General features: G+C 66.9%; 23 protein-coding genes. 16 read left to right on the top strand and 7 right to left on the bottom strand.

The features are described 5' to 3' along the window. The first annotated feature begins 155 nt into the window (after nucleotides 1–155). From CQ050_RS08610 to CQ050_RS08595, 4 genes are read left to right on the top strand one after another with little or no spacing between them, the layout of a single operon-like run. Nucleotides 156–881: a GntR family transcriptional regulator gene (locus CQ050_RS08610; RefSeq protein ID WP_105556399.1), complete on the top strand. Its 726-nt coding sequence runs from the start codon at nucleotides 156–158 to the stop codon at nucleotides 879–881. Further along, nucleotides 878–1906, top strand: coding sequence for a histone deacetylase family protein (locus CQ050_RS08605; RefSeq protein WP_105556398.1), 1029 nt, complete (start codon nucleotides 878–880; stop codon nucleotides 1904–1906). The genes CQ050_RS08610 and CQ050_RS08605 overlap by 4 nt, the downstream gene beginning before the upstream one ends. A 10-nt stretch (nucleotides 1907–1916) precedes the next feature. Then, entirely contained in the window at nucleotides 1917–2969 is a 1053-nt protein-coding gene (locus CQ050_RS08600) for a phosphotransferase (RefSeq protein ID WP_105556397.1), read from the top strand. A 12-nt stretch (nucleotides 2970–2981) separates the two neighbouring features. Then, on the top strand, nucleotides 2982–4286 hold the full coding sequence (locus tag CQ050_RS08595) for an aspartate aminotransferase family protein (protein WP_105556396.1): 1305 nt from the start codon (nucleotides 2982–2984) through the stop codon (nucleotides 4284–4286). A gap of 85 nt (nucleotides 4287–4371) precedes the next feature. On the opposite strand, the gene CQ050_RS08590 is transcribed toward CQ050_RS08595, so the two are convergent. Further along, complete coding sequence (locus CQ050_RS08590; RefSeq protein WP_105556610.1) at nucleotides 4372–5019, bottom strand: TetR/AcrR family transcriptional regulator; 648 nt, start codon at nucleotides 5017–5019, stop codon at nucleotides 4372–4374. 165 nt (nucleotides 5020–5184) lie between these two features. Here CQ050_RS08590 and CQ050_RS08585 point away from each other — a divergent pair, with 165 nt between their 5' ends. The 10 genes from CQ050_RS08585 to CQ050_RS08540 all read left to right on the top strand — a co-directional run bounded on the left by CQ050_RS08585 (nucleotide 5185) and on the right by CQ050_RS08540 (nucleotide 13987). Continuing rightward, complete coding sequence (locus tag CQ050_RS08585) at nucleotides 5185–6396, top strand: Tm-1-like ATP-binding domain-containing protein (RefSeq protein ID WP_105556395.1); 1212 nt, start codon at nucleotides 5185–5187, stop codon at nucleotides 6394–6396. Between the two features lie 11 nt (nucleotides 6397–6407). Further along, entirely contained in the window at nucleotides 6408–7238 is an 831-nt protein-coding gene (locus CQ050_RS08580) for a phosphoenolpyruvate hydrolase family protein (protein ID WP_105556394.1), read from the top strand. A gap of 190 nt (nucleotides 7239–7428) precedes the next feature. After that, nucleotides 7429–8166: a FadR/GntR family transcriptional regulator gene (locus tag CQ050_RS08575; RefSeq protein WP_233213901.1), complete on the top strand. Its 738-nt coding sequence runs from the start codon at nucleotides 7429–7431 to the stop codon at nucleotides 8164–8166. Between the two features lie 39 nt (nucleotides 8167–8205). Continuing rightward, nucleotides 8206–9567 carry an aromatic ring-hydroxylating dioxygenase subunit alpha gene (locus CQ050_RS08570; protein WP_105556392.1) on the top strand — a complete coding sequence of 454 codons (1362 nt, stop codon included), beginning with the start codon at nucleotides 8206–8208 and terminating at the stop codon, nucleotides 9565–9567. Next, nucleotides 9564–10133, top strand: a complete 570-nt coding sequence (locus CQ050_RS08565; RefSeq protein WP_105556391.1) for a 3-phenylpropionate/cinnamic acid dioxygenase subunit beta — start codon at nucleotides 9564–9566, stop codon at nucleotides 10131–10133. The genes CQ050_RS08570 and CQ050_RS08565 overlap by 4 nt, the downstream gene beginning before the upstream one ends. A gap of 89 nt (nucleotides 10134–10222) precedes the next feature. Then, nucleotides 10223–11215, top strand: a complete 993-nt coding sequence (locus CQ050_RS08560) for a tripartite tricarboxylate transporter substrate binding protein (RefSeq protein ID WP_233213900.1) — start codon at nucleotides 10223–10225, stop codon at nucleotides 11213–11215. A gap of 5 nt (nucleotides 11216–11220) precedes the next feature. Continuing rightward, nucleotides 11221–12405 (top strand): NAD(P)/FAD-dependent oxidoreductase, encoded by a 1185-nt coding sequence (locus CQ050_RS08555; protein ID WP_233213899.1) that lies wholly within the window; start codon nucleotides 11221–11223, stop codon nucleotides 12403–12405. Nucleotides 12406–12430: 25 nt separating this feature from the next. Further along, nucleotides 12431–12757, top strand: a complete 327-nt coding sequence (locus tag CQ050_RS08550) for a 2Fe-2S iron-sulfur cluster-binding protein (RefSeq protein WP_105556390.1) — start codon at nucleotides 12431–12433, stop codon at nucleotides 12755–12757. Nucleotides 12758–12782: 25 nt separating this feature from the next. Beyond that, on the top strand, nucleotides 12783–12992 hold the full coding sequence (locus tag CQ050_RS08545; protein ID WP_105556389.1) for a hypothetical protein: 210 nt from the start codon (nucleotides 12783–12785) through the stop codon (nucleotides 12990–12992). Nucleotides 12993–13009: 17 nt separating this feature from the next. Beyond that, nucleotides 13010–13987, top strand: coding sequence for a 2-hydroxyacid dehydrogenase (locus CQ050_RS08540; RefSeq protein ID WP_105556388.1), 978 nt, complete (start codon nucleotides 13010–13012; stop codon nucleotides 13985–13987). Nucleotides 13988–14050: 63 nt separating this feature from the next. Here CQ050_RS08540 and CQ050_RS08535 read toward each other — a convergent pair whose 3' ends face one another. Together CQ050_RS08535 and CQ050_RS08530 are read right to left on the bottom strand one after the other, a co-directional pair. Next, a complete protein-coding gene (locus CQ050_RS08535; RefSeq protein WP_105556387.1) occupies nucleotides 14051–15043 on the bottom strand; it encodes a tripartite tricarboxylate transporter substrate binding protein in 993 nt (330 codons plus the stop codon). A 128-nt stretch (nucleotides 15044–15171) separates the two neighbouring features. Continuing rightward, a complete protein-coding gene (locus CQ050_RS08530) occupies nucleotides 15172–16128 on the bottom strand; it encodes a LysR family transcriptional regulator (RefSeq protein WP_105556386.1) in 957 nt (318 codons plus the stop codon). 137 nt (nucleotides 16129–16265) lie between these two features. On the opposite strand from CQ050_RS08530, the gene CQ050_RS08525 reads away from it, so the two are divergent. Both CQ050_RS08525 and CQ050_RS08520 read left to right on the top strand, forming a co-directional pair. Next, a complete protein-coding gene (locus CQ050_RS08525) occupies nucleotides 16266–17729 on the top strand; it encodes an amidohydrolase family protein (protein ID WP_304529340.1) in 1464 nt (487 codons plus the stop codon). A gap of 37 nt (nucleotides 17730–17766) precedes the next feature. After that, nucleotides 17767–18726 (top strand): tripartite tricarboxylate transporter substrate binding protein BugE, encoded by a 960-nt coding sequence (locus CQ050_RS08520; RefSeq protein WP_199196774.1) that lies wholly within the window; start codon nucleotides 17767–17769, stop codon nucleotides 18724–18726. Between the two features lie 7 nt (nucleotides 18727–18733). Here CQ050_RS08520 and CQ050_RS08515 read toward each other — a convergent pair whose 3' ends face one another. Genes CQ050_RS08515 through CQ050_RS08500 form a run of 4 tightly spaced genes read right to left on the bottom strand, consistent with a single transcriptional unit; the run spans nucleotide 18734 to nucleotide 22515 of the window. After that, nucleotides 18734–20122: a sulfite reductase subunit alpha gene (locus tag CQ050_RS08515; RefSeq protein WP_105556385.1), complete on the bottom strand. Its 1389-nt coding sequence runs from the start codon at nucleotides 20120–20122 to the stop codon at nucleotides 18734–18736. Between the two features lie 4 nt (nucleotides 20123–20126). Continuing rightward, nucleotides 20127–21152 carry an FAD:protein FMN transferase gene (locus CQ050_RS08510; protein ID WP_105556384.1) on the bottom strand — a complete coding sequence of 342 codons (1026 nt, stop codon included), beginning with the start codon at nucleotides 21150–21152 and terminating at the stop codon, nucleotides 20127–20129. A 14-nt stretch (nucleotides 21153–21166) separates the two neighbouring features. Next, a complete protein-coding gene (locus CQ050_RS08505) occupies nucleotides 21167–21967 on the bottom strand; it encodes a DUF4198 domain-containing protein (protein ID WP_105556383.1) in 801 nt (266 codons plus the stop codon). A gap of 32 nt (nucleotides 21968–21999) precedes the next feature. Next, on the bottom strand, nucleotides 22000–22515 hold the full coding sequence (locus tag CQ050_RS08500) for a DUF2271 domain-containing protein (RefSeq protein ID WP_105556382.1): 516 nt from the start codon (nucleotides 22513–22515) through the stop codon (nucleotides 22000–22002). Between the last annotated feature and the right edge of the window lie 11 nt (nucleotides 22516–22526).

Below are 22526 nucleotides of genomic sequence, written 5' to 3'. Positions count from 1 at the left end.
CGTTGAGATCGGCTGTCAGAAGCGGCCGGATGCGACGCATTATGTGCTGATAGTCAACTGTCGACAGTTAGCAGTAGTACTGATATGCTGGAAAAAAACGGGGTGTTATACCGCTCACGCGCAGTCCGTCTTTCATCACCCTGATAGAGAATTCCATGACCGAGAACCCGGCCGCTTCCAGTACGTTCGAATCCGTCAATGTCCCCGACCTGGTCGGCGTGGTGGAGGAAAGGCTCACCCAAGCGATCGTGCAGGGCAGGCTGCCGCCGGGCAGTCGCGTGGTCGAAGCCGAGATCGCGCGGCAGATGGCGATCAGCCGGGCGCCGGTGCGCGAGGCCTCGCGCCGTTTGGAACGCCAGGGCATCCTCGTGTCCAAGCCGCGCCGCGGCTTCTTCGTGCGCGAAATGTCCGTGCGCGAAATCGATGACTTGTTTCAGGTTCGCCTGAGCCTGGAAATGACCGCGGTGGCGGCAGCCTGCGAGCACGCGGACACAGCCGGCATGGCGCGGTTGTCGCAATTGCTTGACCTGATGATCGCCGAAGCCGCCGACGCGCCGCAGCATCGCCGCATCGAACTGGACCTGAGCTTCCACACCCTGATTTGCGAGCTGTCGGGCAACGCGTATTTGCTGCGTCTGTTTTCCAGCACGCAGACTGAAATGCGCATGATTATTTCGCTGATCGATAACGTCTACCAGGATCCGGAAATGGTCGCGGCCACGCACCAGCCCATCCTGGACGCGTTGGCGCGGCGCGATGTGCAGGCCGCGCAGGCCTGCATGAAGGTTCATCTGGACGATGCCTGGGAGCACGTCCGCAACCTGTTCGTCTCGCAGCACGGCGCGGCGGGCGAAAAACCAAGGGGCAGCGGCAAGCCATGAAAGTTGTCTATAGCGATAAGCATCAGCTTCACGATCCGCAATTCTTCATCGCGCGCGGCAAGGTCAAGCGCAGCAACGAGCAGCCCGAGCGCGGCGCCCGGCTGTTGGCGGCCGTGCAGCGTGACGGCCACGAGATCATCGCGCCGGATGATCACGGCGCCGCGCCGCGCGCGGCCGTCCACACGCCGCAGTACCTGCGTTTCCTGGAAACCGCCCATGCCCGGTGGCAGGAACTGCCCGACGCGTCCGAAGAGGTCGTGGCCAACGTGCATCCGTTTCCGGGGCAACCCTGCACGTATCCCGAGCACATCGTGGGGCTGGCGGGTTATCACATGGGCGACACGGCTTGTCCCATCGGAGCCGGCACGTGGGAAGCCGCCGCCTGGTCGGCGCATTGCGCGACCCATGCGGCGCAACTGGTGCTGGATGGCGAGCGCGCCGCGTATGCGTTGTGCCGTCCGCCTGGGCACCATGCCTACGTGGACCGCGCCAATGGCTTTTGCTACCTGAATAATGCGGCAATCGCTGCCCAGCATCTGCGCACAAGGTATCGCCGCGTGGCTATCCTGGACCTGGACGTGCATCACGGCAACGGTACGCAGGGCATCTTCTACCGCCGCTCAGATGTACTGACGGTGTCGATGCATGCGGACGCGCACAACACCACGCCGTTCTTCGTGGGTCATGCGCACGAAACCGGCGAAGGCGACGGGCTGGGCTACAACATCAACCGCCCCCTGCCGGTGGGCACGGGTGACGCCGGCTATCTGGCGGCGCTGCGGCGCGTCTTCCTGGACATCAAGGCCTTTGCGCCGGGCGCGCTGGTGGTGGCATTGGGCCTGGACGCGCACGAAAGGGATCCCTACAAGGGCCTGGCCGTCACCACCGAGGGCTTTGGCGCGATTCTGGCGGAAGTGGCGGGGCTGGGCCTGCCCACGGTACTGGTGCAGGAAGGCGGCTACCTGTCCGACGACCTGGGCCCCAATCTTGCCAGCGCGCTGCGCGGCTTCGCATCCGCCGCTTAAGGAGGCCGCCATGACGGATCAGGACTGCGCCGAGGACGTGCTGGCCACGGCGTCGCCGGACATCGATGAATCGCGGGCCGCGCAATTGGCGCGGCAGCACTTCGGCGTGGAGGCCGAGGTGCGCCGGCTGACCGGCGAGCGAGACCGCAACTTCCACTTGCGCGCTGGCGCCGGCCGCGAATACGTACTGAAGTTCTCCCACCCCGCTGAAGACCCGCGCGTGGCGGATTTCCAGGCCAGGGCCTTGCAGCATGTGGAGCGCGTGGATCCAGGCCTGCCCGTGCAGCGCGTGATGCCCGCGGCGGACGGCGCGCCGTCGGTCTGGTACCAGGCGCCCGGCGCGCCGCCGCGCGTGCTGCGGCTGTTCACGTATCTTCCTGGGCGGCCGTTGCCCGATGCCCCGCGTTCGGACGCGCAGCGGCGCAATCTGGCCCAAGTCCTGGCCCGGCTGGGGCTGGCGCTGCGCGGCTTCGAGCATCCCGCCGGGGCATTGAACCTGCCCTGGGACATCCAGCGCACCGATGAGGTCGCCCCATTACTCACGCACATCGCCGATCCGGCGCGACGCGCGCTGGCGCAACGCGCATTGGCGCGTTTCACCGACCATGCGAAGCCGGCATTGTGCGGCCTGCGCGCCCAGGCGATCCACAACGACTTGAACCTGTACAACGTGCTGGTCGACCCGCATGACCCCGACACGATCGCCGGCATCCTGGATTTTGGCGACATGGTGCGAGCGCCGCTGATCAATGACGTGGCGGTGGCTGCGTCCTATCAGCTGGAGCCGGGCGCCGAGCTGCTTGAGCCAGCGGTGCGGTTCGTGGCGGCCTATCACGAGGTCAATCCGCTTGCGCGGGCCGAGGTCGACATCCTGTTCGACCTGATGATGGCGCGGCTGGTGATGGTGGTCGCCATCGGGGGGTGGCGGGCCGCGCGCTACCCGGAAAACCGCGACTACATCCTGCGCAACAACGCCGTGTCCTGGTCGCGCCTGCAAGCGTGCGACGGCATGGCCCGCGAGCATGCGCAGCAACGGTTGCGCGCGGCTTGTGGATTTCACTGAAAGGACGCCTCCATGACTTTGCCGAATTTCGACGACGGGCAGGGCGCTGATCAGACCGCCGCCCTGATCGCGCGGCGCCAGCGTCTGCTTGGCCCGGCTTACCGTTTGTTCTATGACTCGCCCGTGCATTTGGTACGGGGCGAGGGCGTCTGGCTGTATGACGCGCAAGGCAAGCCCTATCTGGATGCCTACAACAACGTCGTGCCGCTTGGGCATTGCCATCCCGCCGTGGTCGACGCGATAGCGCGGCAGGCCGCCATCCTGAACACGCACACGCGGTATGTTCACGAGACCGTGCTGGACTATGCCGAAGCCCTGCTCGCAACCTTTCCGGCGGGGCCAGGGCAGGTGATGTTCACCTGCACCGGCAGCGAAGCCAACGATTTGGCGCTGCGGATCGCGCAGGCGCATACCGGCGCCACCGGACTGATCGTCACGCGGTTTGCGTACCACGGCGTCACGTTATCGATCGCGCAGGCGTCGCCGTCGTTGGGGCGCTATGTCACGCTGGGCCCGACGGTGCGCACGGTGACCCCGCCGGATACGTACCGGCAGGGGGGCGACGGCGTTGGCCCGGCGTTGGCGAATGCGGTGCAAGAGGCCATTGCCGACCTGGGCCGGCAAGGCTTGCGGCCAGCGGCGTTGCTGGTCGACACGATCTTTTCCAGTGATGGCGTCCAGGCCGCGCCAGCGGGATTCCTGAGTGGCGCCGTTGATGCCGTGCGCGCGGCCGGCGGCCTTTTCATCGCCGACGAAGTGCAGGCAGGCATGGGCCGCACCGGCCAGGCGATGTGGGGTTTCATGCGGCACGGCGTCGCGCCTGACCTGATCACCATGGGCAAGCCGCTGGGCAATGGCCACCCCGTGGCGGGCGTGGCCGCGCGGCCGGAAGTGCTGGAGGCGTTCGGCCGCAATGGACGGTATTTCAATACGTTCGGCGGCAACCCCGTGTCGGCTGCCGCGGGTCTGGCCGTGCTGCGTGCCGTGCAACAGGAAAAGCTGATGGAGAACGCTGAGTGCGTCGGCGCGTATCTGCAAGAATGCCTGCGTACGCTGGCCGCCAAGCACGACATCATCGGCGACGTGCGCGGCGCGGGCCTGTTCATTGGCGTGGAACTGGTGCGCGACCGCCGGTCGCGTGAGCCCGCCACGGTGGAGGCCGTGCGCGTTGTCAACGGACTGCGGGACCGTCAAGTGTTAACGGGCAGCGCGGGCGAACACGCCAACACACTGAAGATCCGGCCGCCGCTTCCGTTCTCGGCAGCCGACGCGGACCGGCTGGTGTCGGCGCTGGACGAGACCCTGGCCGCCTTGTGATCGGCCGGGAACGGCGCGGCGTCGCGCTCGCCCGTGATGGGGAATGACGGCGGCGCGGGCACGTCCTTGCGCGGCGCTTCCCCGCTTATTTCTTGGCAGGCCGTGTTTCGGAAACCGCCTGCGCGATGATGGCCTGCGCTGTCCAGCGCACCACGTCCGTGATCTCGGGCAGTTCCAGCTCCCAGATGTCTTTCAACACCAGGAACACCTCGGACCCATACACCAGCGACAACGCCTGCGCCACGCGGTCTTGCTGCGCCGGCGTCAGGTCGGCGGCCAGCGGCGCGATGGCGCGTTTCAGGATGTCGACCCGATGTCCGCGCACCAGGCGCGGTTCGTTGCCGGTCTTGCCTGCGCTGGCTTCGGCGTGCTGTTGCAAAGACACCATGATGGCCGCGCGCAACGAGGCTTCGTGTGCCTCCAGCCGGGGAAAAGCAAAGCGCAGCAATTCGTCGACGCGCGTGGCGGCGTCGGACGATGTGGAGTCCCAGGCCAGGATGGGCCCAAGGCTTTCGTCCACGACGGCGGCGATCAGCGCGCTTTGACTGGGGAAGTAGCGGTAGGCGGTCGCGCGCGATACCCGGGCATGCTCGGCCAGCTCGGCGACAGAGGGCGTGATGCCCTGCGCCATCAGCTGTTGCGCTGCGTCCAGCAGTGTCTTGCGCATGCGGGCGCGCGGTCCGTGGGGCGGTTCCCCGCTGGCGGCGGCCTGCCGGCTGGCAGGTGCGATCAGGCGCGCGGCGCCGCCTGCGGCGGAAGCAGGGGACGTGGAGGGGAGGGAGGTTTGACGTGAGACAGGTGTCTCAGTATGATTCTTTCGTCTCATTTCTTGATTCTACAGGCCTAGCGGCCTCACATATCGAGGCGCGCACCGAGTGTAGCCGCCCGCGGAGGAGCCATGACGCAATCGAACCGGCGGGTGTTTGTCGCCGCCACCTACGACACCAAGGGCCACGAAGCGGAATACGTGGTGGATCTGCTCAAACGCGAGGGCCTGGACGTGGTGTCGGTGGACGTGTCCACGTCGGGCGCCGCCAGCGCCGCGCAGGTACAGGCCCGCGAAGTGGCTGGCAGCCATCCCGACGGCCCGGAAGCGGTGTTCACGGGCGACCGCGGCACGGCGATCGCCGCCATGGCCCTGGCCTTTGAACGCTACGCGGCCGGCAACGGCGCCATCGGCGCTTTGCTGGGGCTGGGCGGGTCGGGCGGCACGGCGTTGATCACGCCGGCCATGCGCGCACTGCCCATCGGCACGCCCAAGCTGATGGTGTCGACGATGGCCTCGGGCAATGTCGCGCCCTATGTCGGCCCGTCGGATATCGCCATGATGTATTCGGTGACGGATGTGGCCGGGCTGAACCGCATTTCCCGCCGCGTGCTGGCCAATGCCGCCGGCGCGATCGGCGGCGCATTCCGTCAGGCGGGCGTTGCCATTGAAGACGATGGACGGCCCGCGGTCGGCATCACGATGTTCGGGGTGACCACCGCCTGCGTGCAGCAGGTGACGCCGTTGCTGGAATCCCGTTATGACTGCCTGGTGTTCCACGCCACGGGCACGGGCGGGCAGTCGATGGAAAAGCTGCTGGACAGCCATTTGCTGGGCGGCGTGCTGGACCTGACCACGACCGAAGTCTGCGATTTCCTGTTCGGCGGCGTGCTGGCCTGCACGGAAGACCGCTTCGGCGCCGTGGCCCGCACCCGCGCGCCTTACGTCGGCTCGTGCGGCGCGCTGGACATGGTGAACTTCGGCGGGATGGAGACCATTCCCGAGCCCTATCAGGGCCGCAAGTTCTATCCGCACAATCCGCAGGTGACGCTGATGCGCACCACCGTCGAGGAGAACACCCGCCAGGGCGAGTGGATCGCCGCCAGGCTGAATCAGTGCGAAGGGCCGGTGCGCTTCCTGATTCCCGAGGGCGGCGTCTCGGCGCTGGATGCGCCGGGCCAGGCGTTCTGGGATCCCGAGGCCGACGCCGCCCTGTTCGCCGCGCTGGAAGCCAACCTGGTGCAGACACCGCAGCGGCGGCTGGTGCGCGTGCCCTGCCATATCAACGACCCGCTGTTCGCGAAAACGGCGGTCGACCATTTTCTTGAAATCGCTAGCCATTAAGGATTGCCGCCATGCCCCGTTTTGACCGTAACGAACTGCTGGACAAGTTTCGCGCCATGGTGCGCGCGCGCACACCCATCGTGGGCGGCGGCGCGGGCACGGGCCTGTCGGCCAAGTGCGAAGAGGCGGGCGGCATCGACCTGATCGTGATCTATAACTCGGGGCGCTACCGGATGGCCGGGCGGGGCTCGTTGGCCGGCCTGCTCGCCTACGGCAACGCCAACGAGATCGTCGTCGACATGGGGCGTGAAGTGCTGCCGGTGGTGAAGAAGACGCCGGTACTGGCCGGCGTGAACGGCACCGACCCGTTCTGCGACTTCGACGTGTTCCTGGACGACTTGAAGCGCCAAGGCTTTTCCGGCGTGCAGAACTTTCCCACCGTAGGCCTCATCGACGGCACCTTCCGCGCCAACCTGGAAGAGACCGGCATGGGCTACGCGCTGGAAGTGGACATGATCCGCCTGGCTCACCAGAAGGGCATGCTGACCACGCCGTACGTCTTCAATGAAGACGACGCGGTGGCGATGACGAAGGCCGGCGCGGACATCATCGTGGCACACATGGGCCTGACGACGGGCGGCGCCATCGGCGCCGAAACCGCGCAGACGCTGGACGATTGCGTGGCCGCGATCGACCGCATCGCCGCCGCCGCGCTGGCGGTGCGCCCGGATATCATCGTGTTGTGCCACGGCGGACCCATCGCCACACCCGAAGACGCCACGCATGTGCTGCGCGCCTGCAAGCATTGCCACGGCTTCTACGGCGCCAGTTCAATGGAGCGCCTGCCCACCGAACAGGCCCTGACCGCCGCCACGCGCGAGTTCAAGAACCTGACTTTCTAAGCTGCGCGGCGGTAGCCCTTCACCCCCGTATCCGCACTTCCCCTAATACCCACCTCTATTCTTATACGATTATCGTATTTTCAACGCGCCCCTTCCGGGGCACGTACACAGCCGAGGCAACGCGGGCTGGCAATGAGATGCACGTTTTCGGACGATCTTCCTTATGCCTACTTCAGCTTCCCGAGTACTGTTGAAAAAGGACTCTGTCGCTCCGTTCCAGTCAGAACCCAACCTGACGGACCGGGTGACCGAGATGCTGCTGGATGAGATCACCAGTGGCGACTATCAAGTCGGCGAGGTCCTCCCTCCGGAGCAGACCATCGCGACCCGGCTTGGCGTTTCGCGCACGGTGCTGCGCGAAGCGGTTTCCCGCCTGAAGGGCGATGGCATCGTACAAAGCAAGCAGGGCCGTGGCCTGACCGTCATGCAGACGGCGCGGCCGTCGGTACTGCGCATGCAAGCGGCGGATATCGGCGATGCCGACCAGGTGCTGCGTATCGTTGAACTGCGCCGGGGCTTCGAGATCGAGGCCGCGCCGCTTGCGGCCGAACGCCGCAGCGAAGCAGACCTGGCCGCCATGCGCCAGGCCTTGCGCAAGATGGCCGACGCGATCGCGTCCGGCGATGTTGCGGTGGGCGTGGATGCCGACATGGAATTCCATCGCTGCGTGGCGCGTGCCACCCGCAACGAACACTACCTGAATTTCTTCGATTTCCTGGCGGTTCTTCTGAAGAAGAACCTGCGCGTCTCGCGCTCGCGGTCGGCCAAGATCGCGGGCCGCGGCGCACAGGCGCAGAAAGAGCACGAGGCGTTGTTCGCCGCCATCGAGAAAGGCGACGTGGAGCTTGCGCGACAGCATGCGCGTACCCACGTCGACAACACGGAAGCACGTCTGCGTACAGCGGCGGCCACGGCGGAAAGACCGTAGGCGCCCGGGTTTGGGGGCATCCTCCAAGGGGAAGTGGTGATGGGTCATAAGACGATCGATGAGTTGGTGCGCGCCGACGAAGGGCTGGTCAGCCGGTCTATCTTCGTGGACGACGACATATTCCAGCAGGAACTCAGGCAGGTGTTTTCGCGGGCGTGGTTGTTCGTGGGACACGAGAGCCTGGTGCCCAAGCCGGATGATTATTTTGTGTCGCGCATGGGAACAGAGTCCGTAATCCTGACGCGCGACCGGCAGGGCCTGATACAGGTCATGCTCAACAGCTGTGCGCACCGTGGCATGAAGCTGTGCCGCTATGACCACGGCAACAATCGGACCTTTACCTGTCCGTACCATGGCTGGAGCTTTTCCACCGACGGCAAGCTGGTGGAGCGGCCCGGCGAGCTGGTCGGTGTGCCCGGCCACGCGACGCACTACAAGGGCGAGCTGGACAAGAAGCAGTGGGGCCTGAAGACCGTGGCGCAAGTGGTGAACTACAAGGGCGCGGTCTTTGCGACGTGGGACGCGGACGCGCCGCCGTTCGAGGACTATCTGGGCAATATGCGCCTGTACCTGGACGCGGCGCTGGACCATCGCGATGGCAGCCCGGGCGGTTCCGAGGTCATCGGCGGGGTGCAGAAGTGGCGCGTGAAGTGCAATTGGAAGTTCGCGCCCGAGAATTTCATCGGCGACCTGTACCACGACATCAGCCATCGCTCGGTGGACATCGTGGGCATCGGGCCAGGGGGAGGCAAGGGGCGTCGCGATGCGTCCGTCAGCCGATCGGCCATCTGCTTTCCCGAGCTCGGACATGGGTTGCTGGGGCGCTTGCCGTTTTATGAAGAGGGGCCCTACGCGCCGCAGTATGCGCGCTATCCCGAGGTGGAGGCTTATTTCCGCCAGATCCACGAGCAGCGTGAACGCACGCTCGGGTCGGCCATGCGGGTGCAGACCAGCGTGGGCACGATTTTCCCGAACATGTCGTTTCACGGGCGCCAGCCGCGCACGCTTGCGGTCTTCCATCCCATCAGCGCGACCGAGATGGAGATGTGGCGCATGTATCTGGTGGACAAGGACGCGCCCGAAGCCGTGAAGGAAGCCATGCGCCACTACTTTCTGCGCTATTCGGGGCCGGGCGGCATGACCGAGTCGGACGACATGGAGAACTGGACGGGGGCGACCGAGGCCAGCATGGGCGCCATGTCGCGCGAGCTTTACTTCAATTATCAGATGGGCGTGGGGCATGCACAGCCCGTGCCGGAAATTCCGGGCTGTGCCGTCAACGGCGAGTACACGGAAGAGAACGCGCGTATCTATTACCGGCGCTGGGCGCAGTTCATGAACGGCCTGTCCTGGGAACAGTTGATGGCCGGCGCCGTGCGCCTCGAGGAGCGGGCGGCATGAACGCAAGCATCGAAAATGCACCGGCCGAGGCGCGGGATTCCAGCGTGGACGACATGCAGGTCTGGTGGCAGGCGCAGCGCTTTCTGCACTACGAAGCCGATCTGCTGGACCATCGCGACTTCGACGCCTGGTTGGGCCTGCTGGACGAGGACATTTCCTACCGCATGCCGCTTACCCGCAACGTGCGGCGCGACGCCATGGCACAAGAATATTCGAGCACGCAGGATGCCGCGTGGTTTGACGAGGGCATCGATACGTTGCGCCAGCGTGTCGCGCAGATCAAGACCGGCATTCACTGGGCCGAGGAACCGGCCTCGCGCGTATCGCGCCTGGTGACCAACATCCGCGTGCTGGACCTCGCGCCGGACGAGGGCGGCGGCGAGCGCGTGCGAGTGCGCTCGCGGTTTCTGATCTACCAGAACCGCCTGCAGACCGAGGTCAACTTGTTCGTCGGCAAGCGCGAGGACGTCCTGCGCCGCCGTGACGGACGCTGGACGATCCTGGCGCGGGAGATCCATCTGGACCAGAACGTCCTGCTTTCCAAGGCGCTCACGATCTTCTTCTAGCGCCGCCCCTGCCGCAGTTCGATCGTTTTCTTTCCACTCGGGGCCAGTCCGCCGACAGGACGAGACTCGTCCATACCTGGAGTCGCAGCATGCATAGACGTACTGTACTGAAGGCCATGGCCGCCGGCATTGCCGTGGCGACGGCCGGCGTGTCGCGGGCGGCCGACGGCGCGTTTCCCGCCAAGCCCATGCGCCTGATCGTACCCTATCCGCCTGGCGGCGTGACCGATGTGGCGGGCCGGCTGGCAGGGGACATCCTTAGCCGCAAGTTCGGCCAGCCCGTCGTGGTGGAGAACCGTCCCGGCGCCAACGGCATGATAGGCAGTCAGCAGGTGGCTACCGCGCCGCCGGATGGGTACACGCTGCTGCTCAATGGCCTGGGTGGCATGGTGTTGCCCATGGCCACGGTGACGGGGCTGCCGCTGGACATGTCGCGCGCCTTCACGCCCATCGGGCAGATGGCCGAGTTCATCAATGTGTTGATCGTGCGGGCCGATTCCCCGGTACGCAGCGTGGACGACCTGATCACCGCCGCGCGTGCCCGCAACAAGGACGGATTGAACTACGGTTCCAACGGCGTCGGCACGTCGGTGCACCTGACCACCGCCTTCTTCGCGCAGCGCACCGGCACCAATCTGCTGCACGTGCCCTATAAGGGCAGCGGCGAGATGCTGGTGGACGTGGTCAACGGCAACCTGGATTTCAGCTTCAGCAATCTGCCGCCCGTGATGGGGTTGGTCCGCAAGGGGGCTATCCGCGCGATTGCCGTGACCAGCAGCTATCGCAGCAAGCAATTGCCGGACGTGCCGACGATGGCCGAGCAGGGCGTGGCGGATTTCGATGTGACAAGCTGGCTGGGGCTGTACGGCCCGGCGGGATTGCCGGCTGGATTGGTCAGCAAGCTGAGCGCGGCGCTGCAGGAAGGCATGGCGCAGCCGCAGGCGGTGGAAACGCTTAGCGCGGCGGGGTTTGAACCCAGGCCGTCGGGGGCGGACGCCTTTGCGGAATTGAACCGGGCCGAGCTGGCACGCTGGAAGCAGGTTGCCACGCGCGCCAACATTTCCCTGAAATTCGGAGCATGACGGCCATGGAATCGTCTTCTCGGGTGCGGCACGTCCATACGGCCATCATCGGCGCGGGGCATGCGGGGGTAGAGTGCGCCTGGGCCTTGCGCGCGGCCGGCGTTGAAGGCGACGTGGCGCTGTTCGGCGCCGAGGCGCATGCGCCCTACGAGCGGCCGCCGCTGTCCAAGGCGCTTTTGACCGGCGCAACCAGCGCCGAGCGCATCGCATTGCGGGCCGACAGCGCTTACGAAAAGTCGCGCGTGGTGGTCGTGGCCGGCGACCCGGTGGCCAGCATCGATACGGCCGCGCATACCCTCACCACGCGCTCCGGCCGGGTGGTCGGCTACGAGCATTGCGTGCTGGCCACGGGCGCCAGCGCCCGCCCTATCGCGGAGGTGGCGGGTGAGCAGACCTATTCGGTTCGCGGCCTGGACGACGCGCACCGGTTGCGCCAGGCGCTGCGTCCCGGCGTCCGGCTGCTGGTGGTCGGCGCGGGTTACCTGGGCCTGGAGGCCGCATGTTCGGCGCGCAAGCTGGGCGCCCAGGTGGTGGTGCTGGAGCAGGGCGGCAACGTGATGGCGGGCAAGGTGTCCGAGCCGACCGCCACGCGCATCGGCGCCCTGCACCGCGAAGCCGGCATAGAAATTCGCCACGGCGCGGCGGTGGCGCGATGGGAGCGCACCGCGACAGGCTGGCGCGCCAACTTGGCCGATGGAACGGCGTTGGACGCCGATCTGGTGCTGGTGTCGATCGGCGCCATCGCCGAGACCGCGCTGGCCGAGGCGGCAGGCCTGATCTGCCTGGATGGGGTGGTGGTGGACGAGTGCTGCCGGACGTCGGCGCCCGATGTCTACGCCATTGGCGACTGCGCCAGCGCGTTTCGCGGCGAATTGCAGCGCCATGCGCGCATCGAGAGCGTGCAGAACGCGCTGATGCAGGCACGCACGGCGGCGGCCGCCATCGCCGGCAAGAGTCCGCCGGCGCCGCGTCCGCCCACGTTCTGGTCAGAGCAGCAGGGCCGGCGCCTGCAGATGGCGGGCCTGGTCAATCCCGCCGAGGCGTGTCGCGACGTACTACTGCCCACCGCCAAGGGGTGGCTGGTGGAGCGCTATCAACAGGGCCGGCTGGCTGCCATCGAAGCGGTCGACAGCCCGGTGGAATTCATCAAGAGCGTGCCGCGCATCGGCTCGCCCGAATCCGCGTCATGAACCGTAGTGAAGCCAGGGAGGCATCATGCCCTTTGCCATATTTGAGTTGCCCGACGGCGCCGAACAGGTGCTGGACGTTCCCGATGATTGGTCACTGATGGAGGCGGCCCGCCGCGACGGCCTGGATGGCATCGTCGCCGACTGCGGCGGCGGCGCCATCTGCGGTACCTGTCATGTGCAAGTGGACGCCTCCTGGCATGCGCGGCTGGAACCGCCGGGCATGGCAGAGGAAGCTCTGCTTGAGGTGGTGCCGGAGCGTTGCGCCACCAGCCGCCTGTCCTGTCAGGTGATTATGACGCCAGCGCTGGACGGCATTCGCGTGCGCGTGCCGTCTTCGCAGCTGGAACTGTAACGGTGGCGCGACGGAGCAAACCGCCATGGCCGACAACAAATCCATCAACCTCGTCGATCTCCAGGCAGGCGTGCGCGTGCGCATGGCCGGCGGCGCGCTGGCCGAGATCGTAGAGAACCCGCAGGACGGGTTCTGGCTGATTGTCCGATACCTGGAACATCCGGCCGAACCCGCGCTGGTCGACGCCGGTGAGCAGCAGGTGTTCGCCACCGACGTCGAAGCAATCGAACCTTGACCTTACCGGAGCCGTAAATGAACCAAAAGCCCAAAGTCATCGTGTCCGCGCCGCTGCCGGCGGATCTGCGCGAACGCCTCGCCGCACGGTGCGAAATCGTCGATGTGCCCACCGGGCAGAATCCTGCCGAGACCGTGCCGGCGGCGTTGCGCGAGCAGATCGTCGGCATGGTCTGCACCATGCGCACCAAAGTCGATCAGGCGCTGCTGGACGCCTTTCCCGCCTTGACCGTCAGTTCGAATTTCGCGGTGGGCTTCGACAACGTCGATCTGGCCGCCGCCACCCGGCGCAAGGTGCTGATCTGCAACACGCCCGGAGTGCTTGACGGCGCGGTGGCCGACGTGACCATCGGCCTCATGCTGTGTCTGGCCCGCAACCTGGTGGCGGGCGATGCGTTCGTGCGTAGCGGCGAATGGACCAAGGGGGCTTTTCCCCTGACTCGCGACATCCGCGGCAAGACACTGGGGCTGCTGGGCATGGGCCGCATCGGCCGTGTGGTGGCGCGCGCGGCGCACGCGTTCGACATGAAAGTGGTCTATCACAACCGCCGCCAGGATCCTCAAGCCGACGGTTTGGCCACCTACGTCGAACGCGACGAGCTGTTCAAGGTGTCGGATGTGCTGAGCGTGCATATTCCGCTGTCCGCCGAAACGCGCCACTCCGTCGGTCAGCGCGAGCTGGCGCTGATGAAGCCGTCCGCCTACCTGATCAATACGGCGCGCGGCCCGGTCATCGACGAAGCGGCGCTGATCGAGGCGCTGCGCGCCGGAACCATCGCGGGCGCAGGCCTGGATGTGATGGAGCAAGAGCCGTTGCCGGCCGCCAGCCCGCTGTGCCAGTTGCCCAACGTGGTGCTGCAGGCACACGTGGGCAGCGCCACGCACGAGACGCGGCGCGCCATGATAGACCTGGCCGTCGCCAATCTGATGGATGCGCTGGGCAACAAGACGCCGCAGGCCATGGTCAATCCGGAGGTGTGGCAAGCGCGCGCCTGACGGCTTCCCGGGCCGTCGCGCCATGCCGGCACGGGCCGCCCACGCCGGGGCGGCCCGTGCCGTTTACTTGGCGCCGTAGTCCACGACAACGCCCGCCTGCTTGGCCACCTCGCTCCAGCGCTTGAACTCCGCAGCCGAGAAGGCCTGGAATTCGGCCGAGTTGCGCAGCTTGGGCTCGAAACCGGCGTTGATGATGCGAGCCTGGAATTCAGGCGTCGCCAGCCCGGTCACGATGGTGTCCGACAACTGGGCGACGATGGCGCGATCGATCTGGGACGGCGCGTACATGCCCAGCCAACTGGTCACGTCGAAGTCCGCCATGCCCTGTTCCTGCATCGTCGGCGCCTTGGGCAGTTGCCGCGCGCGATAGGCGCTGGTTACCGCCAGGGCCTTCAGGCGCTTGCCTTCCACCATGGGCAGGGTGGGCGGCAGATTCATGAAACAGAGATCCAGGTCGCCGTTGGCCGTGCCTACCAGGGCGTCGGCCGCGCCCTTGTAGGGCACGTGGTCGAACTTCAGGCCGGTACGCATGGCGAAGAGTTCCGCTGTCATCTGCGACGAACTGCCCACGCCGTTGCTGCCGTACAGCGGCTTGCGCTTGCTGGCCCGCAGATGTTCGATCAGCTCGGACACCGTATTGGCGGGGTGGTCCGCGCGCACGACCAGCGCATTGACGAATTCCGCGACCTGGGCGATGGGCAGCAGCGCGGTGGGGATGTCGATAGGCAGTCCGCGCAGCGTTGCCGGCGGCAGGACGTTGTGACCGAGGCCGCCGGTGGTCAGGGTGTAGCCGTCTGGCTTGGCGGCCGCTGCGGCCTGCATGCCGATGACGCCGCCGGCGCCGGCGCGGTTTTCGATCACCACGCTCTGGCCATATTTCGCGTAGAGCAGGTCTCCGACCAGCCTCCCCGCAAGATCGGTGGCGCTTCCGGGCGTGGACGAGACGATGATCCTGATGACTCGGGACGGATAAGGTCCGCTCTGCGCCCAGCCCCTGCCTGTCAGGCTCAGGCCGGCTGCGGTTCCGATCAGCTTTAACGCACTGCGACGTTTCATGACGACTTCCCCTTGGGTTAGACCTACTGCTTCACGTGCTGCTCCAATCGATGTGCCTCGGACTTTGTACGATAAACATATTTATCTACGGTACGAGGCAGACGCGAACACGCAAATTGCGGCTAACCCTAGGGAAGCGGCGGCAAGCGCTTGCAGCCGGCCGGCAGCGGCGCATCCCGCAGGTAGTCGTGGATGGCGCGGATCAGCGCCTGCGCGGCGGGGCTTAGCGGATATTCCTTGTGCCGGATGATGCAGACCGTGCGCACGACGGTCGGCCGCGTCAGCAGCGCGTAGGCCAAGCCGGGTTCCAGCACGCGTTCGGCGGCCAGCGCCGGCAGCAGCGCCACGCCCAGGCCGGCTTTCACCAACGCGGCCTGCGACGTTGTGCTGGACGCCTCGTAGAACGGCGCGCCCGCCTCGATGGGCAAGTCCGCACGGGCGCGCAGCAGCGCCATGATTCCTGTTTCGTCCACCACGCCCACCAGTTTGCGTTGCGCCAGGTCCGACCAGCGCATGGTGCCGTCGCGCCCCGGCCGCAGGCTGTCGTCGTCGGCGCGGTACAGCACGCCAAACCGGTCTTCCAGTACCGGGTCGAAGCGCAGTCCCGGCGCATCGGCCCAGCGGCTGGTCAACCCGAAGTCCACCTCACGCGTGGCGACCTTGCGCTGGATGCGGCCGGAATTGTCATCGCTCAGGTACAGGCGCACGGCGGGATACTGGGCGGAGAAGCCGGCCGCCGCCGGCGCGATGATCTGCGTGATGGCCGAGGGCGCCGCCGCCACGCCCACGCGCCCGCGCTCCAGCGCGCCATAACGCACTACGTCTTCGATCACGCCGTCGAAATCCGCCAGCAGCCGCATCACCCGGGGTAGAAACTCTTCGCCCGCCGCGGTCAGCAGCACGCGGCGGCTGGTGCGCGCAAAAAGCTGGGTCGCCAGCGCGTCCTCCAGCTGGCGCACCAGGCTGGTCACCGACGATTGCGTCTGGAACAGGCGCTTGGCGGCATGCGTGAAACTGGATTCCTGCGCCACCGCGACAAAGGCGGTCAGGTGCTTCAAAGTGACGTGCTTGGGCAGGCGATTCATTGCAAACCACGATAGATGGATCAGTAAAAACAATTTTCCCAGATTGATCGCGCCGACGATACTAGCGCCTGTTCACACGGCCTGTGACGGCTTTTTCTCGTGTCTACAGGCCCTGGGCTTCATCTGGCAGGACGATCATGCGGCAGGAAACAATGGATCTGATTATTGAAGGCGGCTGGGTTATCGACGGGCTGGGCGGGCCTCGGCAACGCGCCGACATCGGCGTAGCGGACGAGCGCATCGCGGCCATTGGCGACTTGTCCGGCGTGGCCGCTGTCCGGCGGCTGGATGCCCGGGGCAAGATCGTGGCGCCGGGTTTCATTGATGTGCATGGCCATGACGACCTGATGTTCGTCGAGAAACCGGGCCTGGAATGGAAGACCAGCCAGGGCATCACGTCCGTCGTGGTGGGTAATTGCGGCGTCAGCGGCGCGCCTGCGCCGTTGCCCGGCAACACCGCCGCGGCCTTGGCGCTGCTGGGCGAAACGCCGTTGTTTGCCGACATGCAGGCCTACTTCGACGAAGTGCGCGTGCAGCGCCCGATGATCAACGTGGCGGCCCTGGTGGGCCACGCGAATCTGCGCCTGGCGGCCATGCGAGACCCGACGGCAGCCCCCACTCTGGAAGAGCAGGCGGCCATGCAACGGATGCTGGCCGACGCGCTTGCCGCCGGCGCAGTGGGGTTCAGCACGGGTCTGGCGTACCAGCCCGGCGGCGTGGCGGAATCCGCTGAACTAGAGGGGCTGGCCCGCGTGGCGGCGGCCCACGGCGCGCTGCATACCAGCCATATCCGCAATGAAGGCGACGAGGTCGAAGCCGCCGTGGACGAAGTGTTGGCCGTCGGCCGCCAGACGGGCTGCGCCACGGTGCTGTCGCATCACAAATGCATGATGCCGCGCAACTGGGGCAAAAGCCGCGCCACCCTGGCCAATATCGACCGCGCCCGCGCCGAAGGCGTGGACGTGGCGTTGGACATCTATCCGTACCCGGGCAGTTCGACCATCCTGATCCCGGAGCGAGCCGAGAGCATCGACGATATCCGCATCACCTGGTCCACGCCGCATCCGGAATGTAGCGGCGAATCGCTGGCCGACATCGCCGCACGCTGGGGCTGCGACAAGACCGCCGCGGCCCGCAAGCTGTGCCCGGCGGGCGCCATCTACTTCGCCATGGATGAAGCCGAAGTACGGCGCATCTTCCAGCACGAGTGCTGCATGGTGGGCTCGGACGGCCTGCCGAATGACGCGCATCCGCATCCTCGCCTGTGGGGCAGTTTCACGCGCGTGCTGGGCCGCTATGTGCGCGAAGCCGAACTGCTGACGCTGGAGGCCGCGGTCGCCAAGATGACGGCGTTGCCGGCGCGCGTATTTGGCCTGGCCGGGCGCGGACAACTCAGCGTGGGCGCATGGGCGGACATCACGGTGTTCGATGCCGACACGGTGGTGGACCGCGCGACATGGGAATCTCCCACGCTGGCGTCCGCCGGCGTCGAGCACGTGCTGGTCAATGGGCATCCGGTGTTTCCGGCGGCAGGCGGCACGGCGCGTCCCGGCAAGATACTGCGGCGGGAACCTGCCGCGCGCGGCCAAGATAGTGAATAACAACAGCAACCACCCCTCAGGAGACTCCCCCATCATGATGATGCGCAAGACTTGTATGGCCCTGCTGCTGGCCGCCGTGCTGCCCGCCGCCCACGCCGCTTTTCCCGACCATCCCATTACGCTGATCGTGCCGTTCCCGGCTGGTGGCCCCACGGATATCGTTGGCCGCGTGGCGGCAGCGAAAGCGGGTGAGATCCTGGGTCAGCAGATCGTGGTGGAAAACCGCACTGGCGCCTCGGGCACCATCGGCATGGTCGCAACCGCGCGCGCCAAGCCGGACGGCTACACCGTGGGCCTGGCTACCGTCAGCACGCACGGCACCGCGCCGCACCTGTTCCCCAACCTGGCTTACGACCCGGTGAAGGATTTCACGCCCATCAGCAACCTGGTCACCAGCCCCAACATCCTGAGCGTGAACCCGAAGTTCTCCGCACAGACGCTGGCCGACTTCGTGACGCACGTGCGCGCCAATCCCAACAAGGACGGTTACGCCAATGCCGGTGCGGGCGGCGTGAATGATCTGGGCATGATCTGGTTCCTGCAGATCATCGGCGGCAAGATGAACAGCATTTCGTATCGCGGGTCGGCGCCTGCGCTGACCGACACCGTGGGCGGCGTGGTCCCGGTGATTTTCGACAATTTCCCGTCGTCGTTGCCTTACCTGAAAAGCGGCCACCTGCGCGCGCTGGCCATTACGGGCACCGCGCGCAACCCGCGCCTGCCCGACGTGCCGACCTTCGCCGAGCAAGGCTACAAAGACTACGACGTCACTGCCTGGTACGGCGTGGTGGGACCGGCCGGCATGCCGGCCGATGTGCGCGACAAGCTGGCGCAGGCGTTCGCCCAAGCCGTTCGCGACCCCGCGACCGCGGCAAAGATGGAAGAGACGGGCGCGTTCCCGCTGGGCAACACGCCGGCTGAATTCGCCGAACAGATCCGCAGCGAACGCGACCGCTGGAAGACCGTGATCGATCGCGCGCAGATCAAGCTTCAGTAAGCGCGCGTCAGTACACGTCGCGGCGGTAACGGCCGCCGTGCTGCATGGCTTGCAGGCGGTCGTCGCCCAGGATGTCTTGCAGGGCGGCATCCACGCCGCTCGCCATGCCTTGCAGGCTGCCGCAGACATAAATCGCGGCGCCGGCTTCCACCCACGACCTGACGGCGTCCGCCTGTTCGCGCAGCAAATGCTGCACGTACCGGCGCTGGGGCTGGTCGCGCGAGTACACGGCGTCCACGCGCGGTAGCGTGCCTTCCTGCCGCCAGGCGTCGATATCCGTTTGGCAGAAGTTATCGTGCGCGGCATTGCGCTCGCCGAAGATCAGCCAGTTGCGCCGGTGGCCGGCGGCGCGGCGGGCTTTGATCAGGGCCCGCAGACCGGCCAGTCCGGTGCCATTGCCCACCAGGATCAACGGCCGTCCGTCTTCTGGCACGTGGAAATTGCGGTTGGCGCGCACGCGCAGCGCGATCTCGTCGCCGGTCTGCGCGATATGGGTCAGCCATCCGCTGCCCACTCCCAATCCGCCGTCGGCGCTGCGCATCTGCCGCACCAGCAACTGGATCGCGCCATCTTCCGGCAAGGACGCGATTGAATATTCGCGGTGCGCCTGCACCGGGCCGCCGCGTGCATGCCGGGGGCCGACCTCGGCGATGTCGCCCGCCGTCCATGGCGGCATGCCGCCCGGGGGAGGTGTCAGCGTCAGCAGATAGCAAGGGCCGCCCTGACTCTCGGGATTCATCAGGCGGCGGTCCGTCAGCCGCCAGGCGTCATAGACCGGCGCTTGCCAGTCAGGCAGGTCGCTGCGGCCGGCCAGCAAACCCAGGTGGTGCTGCCAATGGCGCAGCGCGGCCGGGTCGCCGTTGTCCACGTCCACCCGGTCGAACAGCGGCGTCGCGCCCTGCGCGTGCAGCCAGTCGTCAAGCCGGTGGCCAAATCCGCAGAACTGGGCGTATTCGCTGTCGCCCAGCGCCAGCACGGCGTATTGCAGGCCCGCCAGCGCCGGAGCCGTACCGGGAGCGGCGGACGCGGCCTGCATCTGGCCGGCAAAGGCTGCGGCGGCGTCGGGCGGGTCGCCTTCGCCATAGGTGCTGGCCACGAACAGGACGCGGCGATACGAGGACAGGCGCGCCAGGTCCAACTGGTCCAACGCGGCCACCCGGACGGTCAGGCCGCCGGCGCGCAGCGATTCGGCGGTCTGGGCGGCCAGCGTTTCGGCGTAGCCGGTCTGGGTTGCGTAGGCGACCAGCAGGGTGTCTTCGGGTGTGGGCGCGTTCAGGGCCTGGAGGGCTTGTGCGTGCAGCGCCTCGTGCCGTCTGGCGCGGCGCCATGCCCACAGGCAGAGCAGCAGCCAAAGCCCCACCACGCATGCCGCAGCGATCAACCGGGTCAGGCTCATGGGCTTAACGAGGGGTCGCCCGCGCCTGGAATGCCGGCGTGGCGATGACGCGATAGGCGCCGGCGTCGCGCAGGATGAAGAGGGCCGCCAGATCATGGCGGCGGGCATAGTCCAGGCCGTCCGTTTCGCCCAGCACCGTCAGCACGGTGGCCAATGCGTCGGCATGCATGCAGACTGGATGCAGCACGGAAACGGATGCGACGTTGTTGCGCACGGGCTGGCCGGTGCGCGGGTCGATGGTGTGCGCGTAGCGCGCGTCGCCGCTGCCGGCGTGGCGCCGATAGTCGCCGGACGTGGCGATGCTGACGTCTTCCAGCGGCAAGGCCAGGGCATGGTCGTCGCTGGCGTCGGGCACCTCGACGGCCACGCGCCAGGGCTGACCGTCAGGCCGGCTGCCGCGCGCGCGCAGTTCGCCGCCGACCTCCACCAGGTATTGCGTGATGCCCAGGGCGTCCAGCGCCATCGCGGCGCGGTCGACGCCATAGCCCTTGGCAATGGATGACAAGTCCAGATACGCGCCGCCCGGCTGATAGGCACGCTGCGTTTCGGCATCCAGCGCCACGCGCCGCCAGCCGCATCGCAGGCGCGCCGCGTCGACGGCGGCGGGCGAGGGCGGTTCAAAGGCGCGTTGATGCGGACCGAAACCCCACACGTTCACGAGCGGGCCCACGGTCGGGTCATAGGCCCCGGCGGTGTCGCCCGCCAGCGCCATCGCATGGCGCAGGACATGGAAAAACGCGTCGGGCAAGGCGCGCCAGCCCGGACCCGCCTGATTGAACTGGCTGATGTCGGAACCGGCTTCCCAGGTGCTCATTTGGGCCACGACCTCGTCCAGCGCGGCCTGGATCGCCAGCCGCGCCGCGTGGTCGCTGCAACCGGCGGGCAGCGCCATGCGCGCCGACCAGGTGGTGCCCATGGTGGCGCCGGCCAACGCGGCCGGGGTCAGTCGTGCGGCCGGCATGGCGCCATACGCGACGCGGAGGGCAGGCGCCGCCGCGCCGCGCGGCGCATAGGAAGGAGAGGTGGCCACGCGCCCGTCGCGTCTTAGGGCTGCAGCACTTCGACCGTGCCGGCGTACGACAAGCGGCGCTTCTTGGCTTGCGGCACGGTGATCTTGGCGTCTTCCATGCCCGCTTCGATCCAGTACAGGCCCGGTTGCGCCCACTTCACGGAGAACTTGCCGTCCTTGTCCGTCTTCAGCTTGATCTCGCCAACTTTGTCGCGATAACGGCTGCCGCCGGGCACCACGTTCACATCCAGTTCCGCGGCCGGCTTGCCATCCACCAGCATCTGGAAGGTGGCTTCTTCACCCGTGAACAGATCGTTCGGGTGCGTGATGGGCGCCAGTTCCAGGCCCCGGCCCACCGGCTTGATGGCGGTCGGTTTCCCGGCCGTCACGAACGTCTCGACGCGGCCCAGGCTTTGCGACACCTCAAGCTCTTGGGCGTTGGCGGGCACGGCCTGGGCCATGCCTTCCACCTTGCCGAAATAGCGCTTGTTCTTGCCGTCTTCCTTCCAGCGCGCGAACACGCCGTCATTCACGACCGCCACGCGATAGGTGCCGCTTTGCTTCAGTTGCAGGTCGAAGGTGCTGCGCAGCTTGCCGCGGTTCAGGTTTTCGGCTTCGGCGGCGTTGCCGTCCGGGGCAACGATGGCCAGGCCGTCCAGGCGCATCGGCGCATGGTTGAAATAGAACTTGTCATTGCCCACGGCGGCGTCGACCGTGATCCAGCTGTCGGTGCCCGACAGCACGGTGGAGGACGGCACGATCCAGACATCATGCGCGTGCGAGGCAAAGGGCAGGCACAGCGCCAGGGCGGCGGCCAGTTTGGCGGCGGATTTCATGGTTGCGCTCCTTGAAGGCGATTCGATGGGCATCAGGGTTTGAGGTCGAGCGCGATGGCGCCCAGTTCATGTTCGCCGCGCGCCGTCAGTTGCTCGGCTTTCTGCGGCGGCCACTGGAAGGGGATACGCAGCAGTTCACGGCCGCCGACTTCGCGGGCGGCTTCGACAACCACGGCGTATTGGCCGGGCTTGAGCGTGGACAGGGGCTGGCTGGCCGCGTCGAAGCTCAGCGCGTGCTTGCCCACGGGCTTGGTCGCGCCGCTGACGCCGTCCACCGGAAACTGTTGGTTGCGGCCGCTGCGGCGCCACCATTGGCGCATGTCTTTCAGCCACTCGGCGCCTTCGTTGTTCTTCTTGGCCACGTCGTACCAGACGGCCAGGTCGGCCGCGACGCTCTGGTCGGGGTTTTCGATCCAGATCGCCACATAGGGACGGTGGTACTCGGCCACGTCCAGGCGCGGCACTTCAATGTTCAGGCCGATATCGGCCGCGTGGGCCGTTCGGGCGATCAGGCCGGCCAGGAGGGCGGGCAAGAGCAGTTTGCGCATGGAATTCTCCA

Source organism: Achromobacter sp. MYb9, assembly GCF_002975275.1.
Lineage (GTDB): Bacteria > Pseudomonadota > Gammaproteobacteria > Burkholderiales > Burkholderiaceae_B > Achromobacter.
This window is presented reverse-complemented; position numbering and strand designations above follow the sequence as displayed.

What these genes read in the sequence shown, in the direction of transcription:
- CQ050_RS08610 (WP_105556399.1), top strand. Translation starts at nt 156, where the DNA reads ATGACCGAGAACCCGGCCGCTTCCAGTACGTTCGAATCCGTCAATGTC.
- CQ050_RS08605 (WP_105556398.1), top strand. Translation starts at nt 878, where the DNA reads ATGAAAGTTGTCTATAGCGATAAGCATCAGCTTCACGATCCGCAATTC.
- CQ050_RS08600 (WP_105556397.1), top strand. Translation starts at nt 1,917, where the DNA reads ATGACGGATCAGGACTGCGCCGAGGACGTGCTGGCCACGGCGTCGCCG.
- CQ050_RS08595 (WP_105556396.1), top strand. Translation starts at nt 2,982, where the DNA reads ATGACTTTGCCGAATTTCGACGACGGGCAGGGCGCTGATCAGACCGCC.
- CQ050_RS08585 (WP_105556395.1), top strand. Translation starts at nt 5,185, where the DNA reads ATGACGCAATCGAACCGGCGGGTGTTTGTCGCCGCCACCTACGACACC.
- CQ050_RS08580 (WP_105556394.1), top strand. Translation starts at nt 6,408, where the DNA reads ATGCCCCGTTTTGACCGTAACGAACTGCTGGACAAGTTTCGCGCCATG.
- CQ050_RS08570 (WP_105556392.1), top strand. Translation starts at nt 8,206, where the DNA reads ATGGGTCATAAGACGATCGATGAGTTGGTGCGCGCCGACGAAGGGCTG.
- CQ050_RS08565 (WP_105556391.1), top strand. Translation starts at nt 9,564, where the DNA reads ATGAACGCAAGCATCGAAAATGCACCGGCCGAGGCGCGGGATTCCAGC.
- CQ050_RS08560 (WP_233213900.1), top strand. Translation starts at nt 10,223, where the DNA reads ATGCATAGACGTACTGTACTGAAGGCCATGGCCGCCGGCATTGCCGTG.
- CQ050_RS08555 (WP_233213899.1), top strand. Translation starts at nt 11,221, where the DNA reads ATGGAATCGTCTTCTCGGGTGCGGCACGTCCATACGGCCATCATCGGC.
- CQ050_RS08550 (WP_105556390.1), top strand. Translation starts at nt 12,431, where the DNA reads ATGCCCTTTGCCATATTTGAGTTGCCCGACGGCGCCGAACAGGTGCTG.
- CQ050_RS08545 (WP_105556389.1), top strand. Translation starts at nt 12,783, where the DNA reads ATGGCCGACAACAAATCCATCAACCTCGTCGATCTCCAGGCAGGCGTG.
- CQ050_RS08540 (WP_105556388.1), top strand. Translation starts at nt 13,010, where the DNA reads ATGAACCAAAAGCCCAAAGTCATCGTGTCCGCGCCGCTGCCGGCGGAT.
- CQ050_RS08535 (WP_105556387.1), bottom strand. Translation starts at nt 15,043, where the DNA reads ATGAAACGTCGCAGTGCGTTAAAGCTGATCGGAACCGCAGCCGGCCTG.
- CQ050_RS08530 (WP_105556386.1), bottom strand. Translation starts at nt 16,128, where the DNA reads ATGAATCGCCTGCCCAAGCACGTCACTTTGAAGCACCTGACCGCCTTT.
- CQ050_RS08525 (WP_304529340.1), top strand. Translation starts at nt 16,266, where the DNA reads ATGCGGCAGGAAACAATGGATCTGATTATTGAAGGCGGCTGGGTTATC.
- CQ050_RS08520 (WP_199196774.1), top strand. Translation starts at nt 17,767, where the DNA reads ATGATGCGCAAGACTTGTATGGCCCTGCTGCTGGCCGCCGTGCTGCCC.
- CQ050_RS08515 (WP_105556385.1), bottom strand. Translation starts at nt 20,122, where the DNA reads ATGAGCCTGACCCGGTTGATCGCTGCGGCATGCGTGGTGGGGCTTTGG.
- CQ050_RS08505 (WP_105556383.1), bottom strand. Translation starts at nt 21,967, where the DNA reads ATGAAATCCGCCGCCAAACTGGCCGCCGCCCTGGCGCTGTGCCTGCCC.
- CQ050_RS08500 (WP_105556382.1), bottom strand. Translation starts at nt 22,515, where the DNA reads ATGCGCAAACTGCTCTTGCCCGCCCTCCTGGCCGGCCTGATCGCCCGA.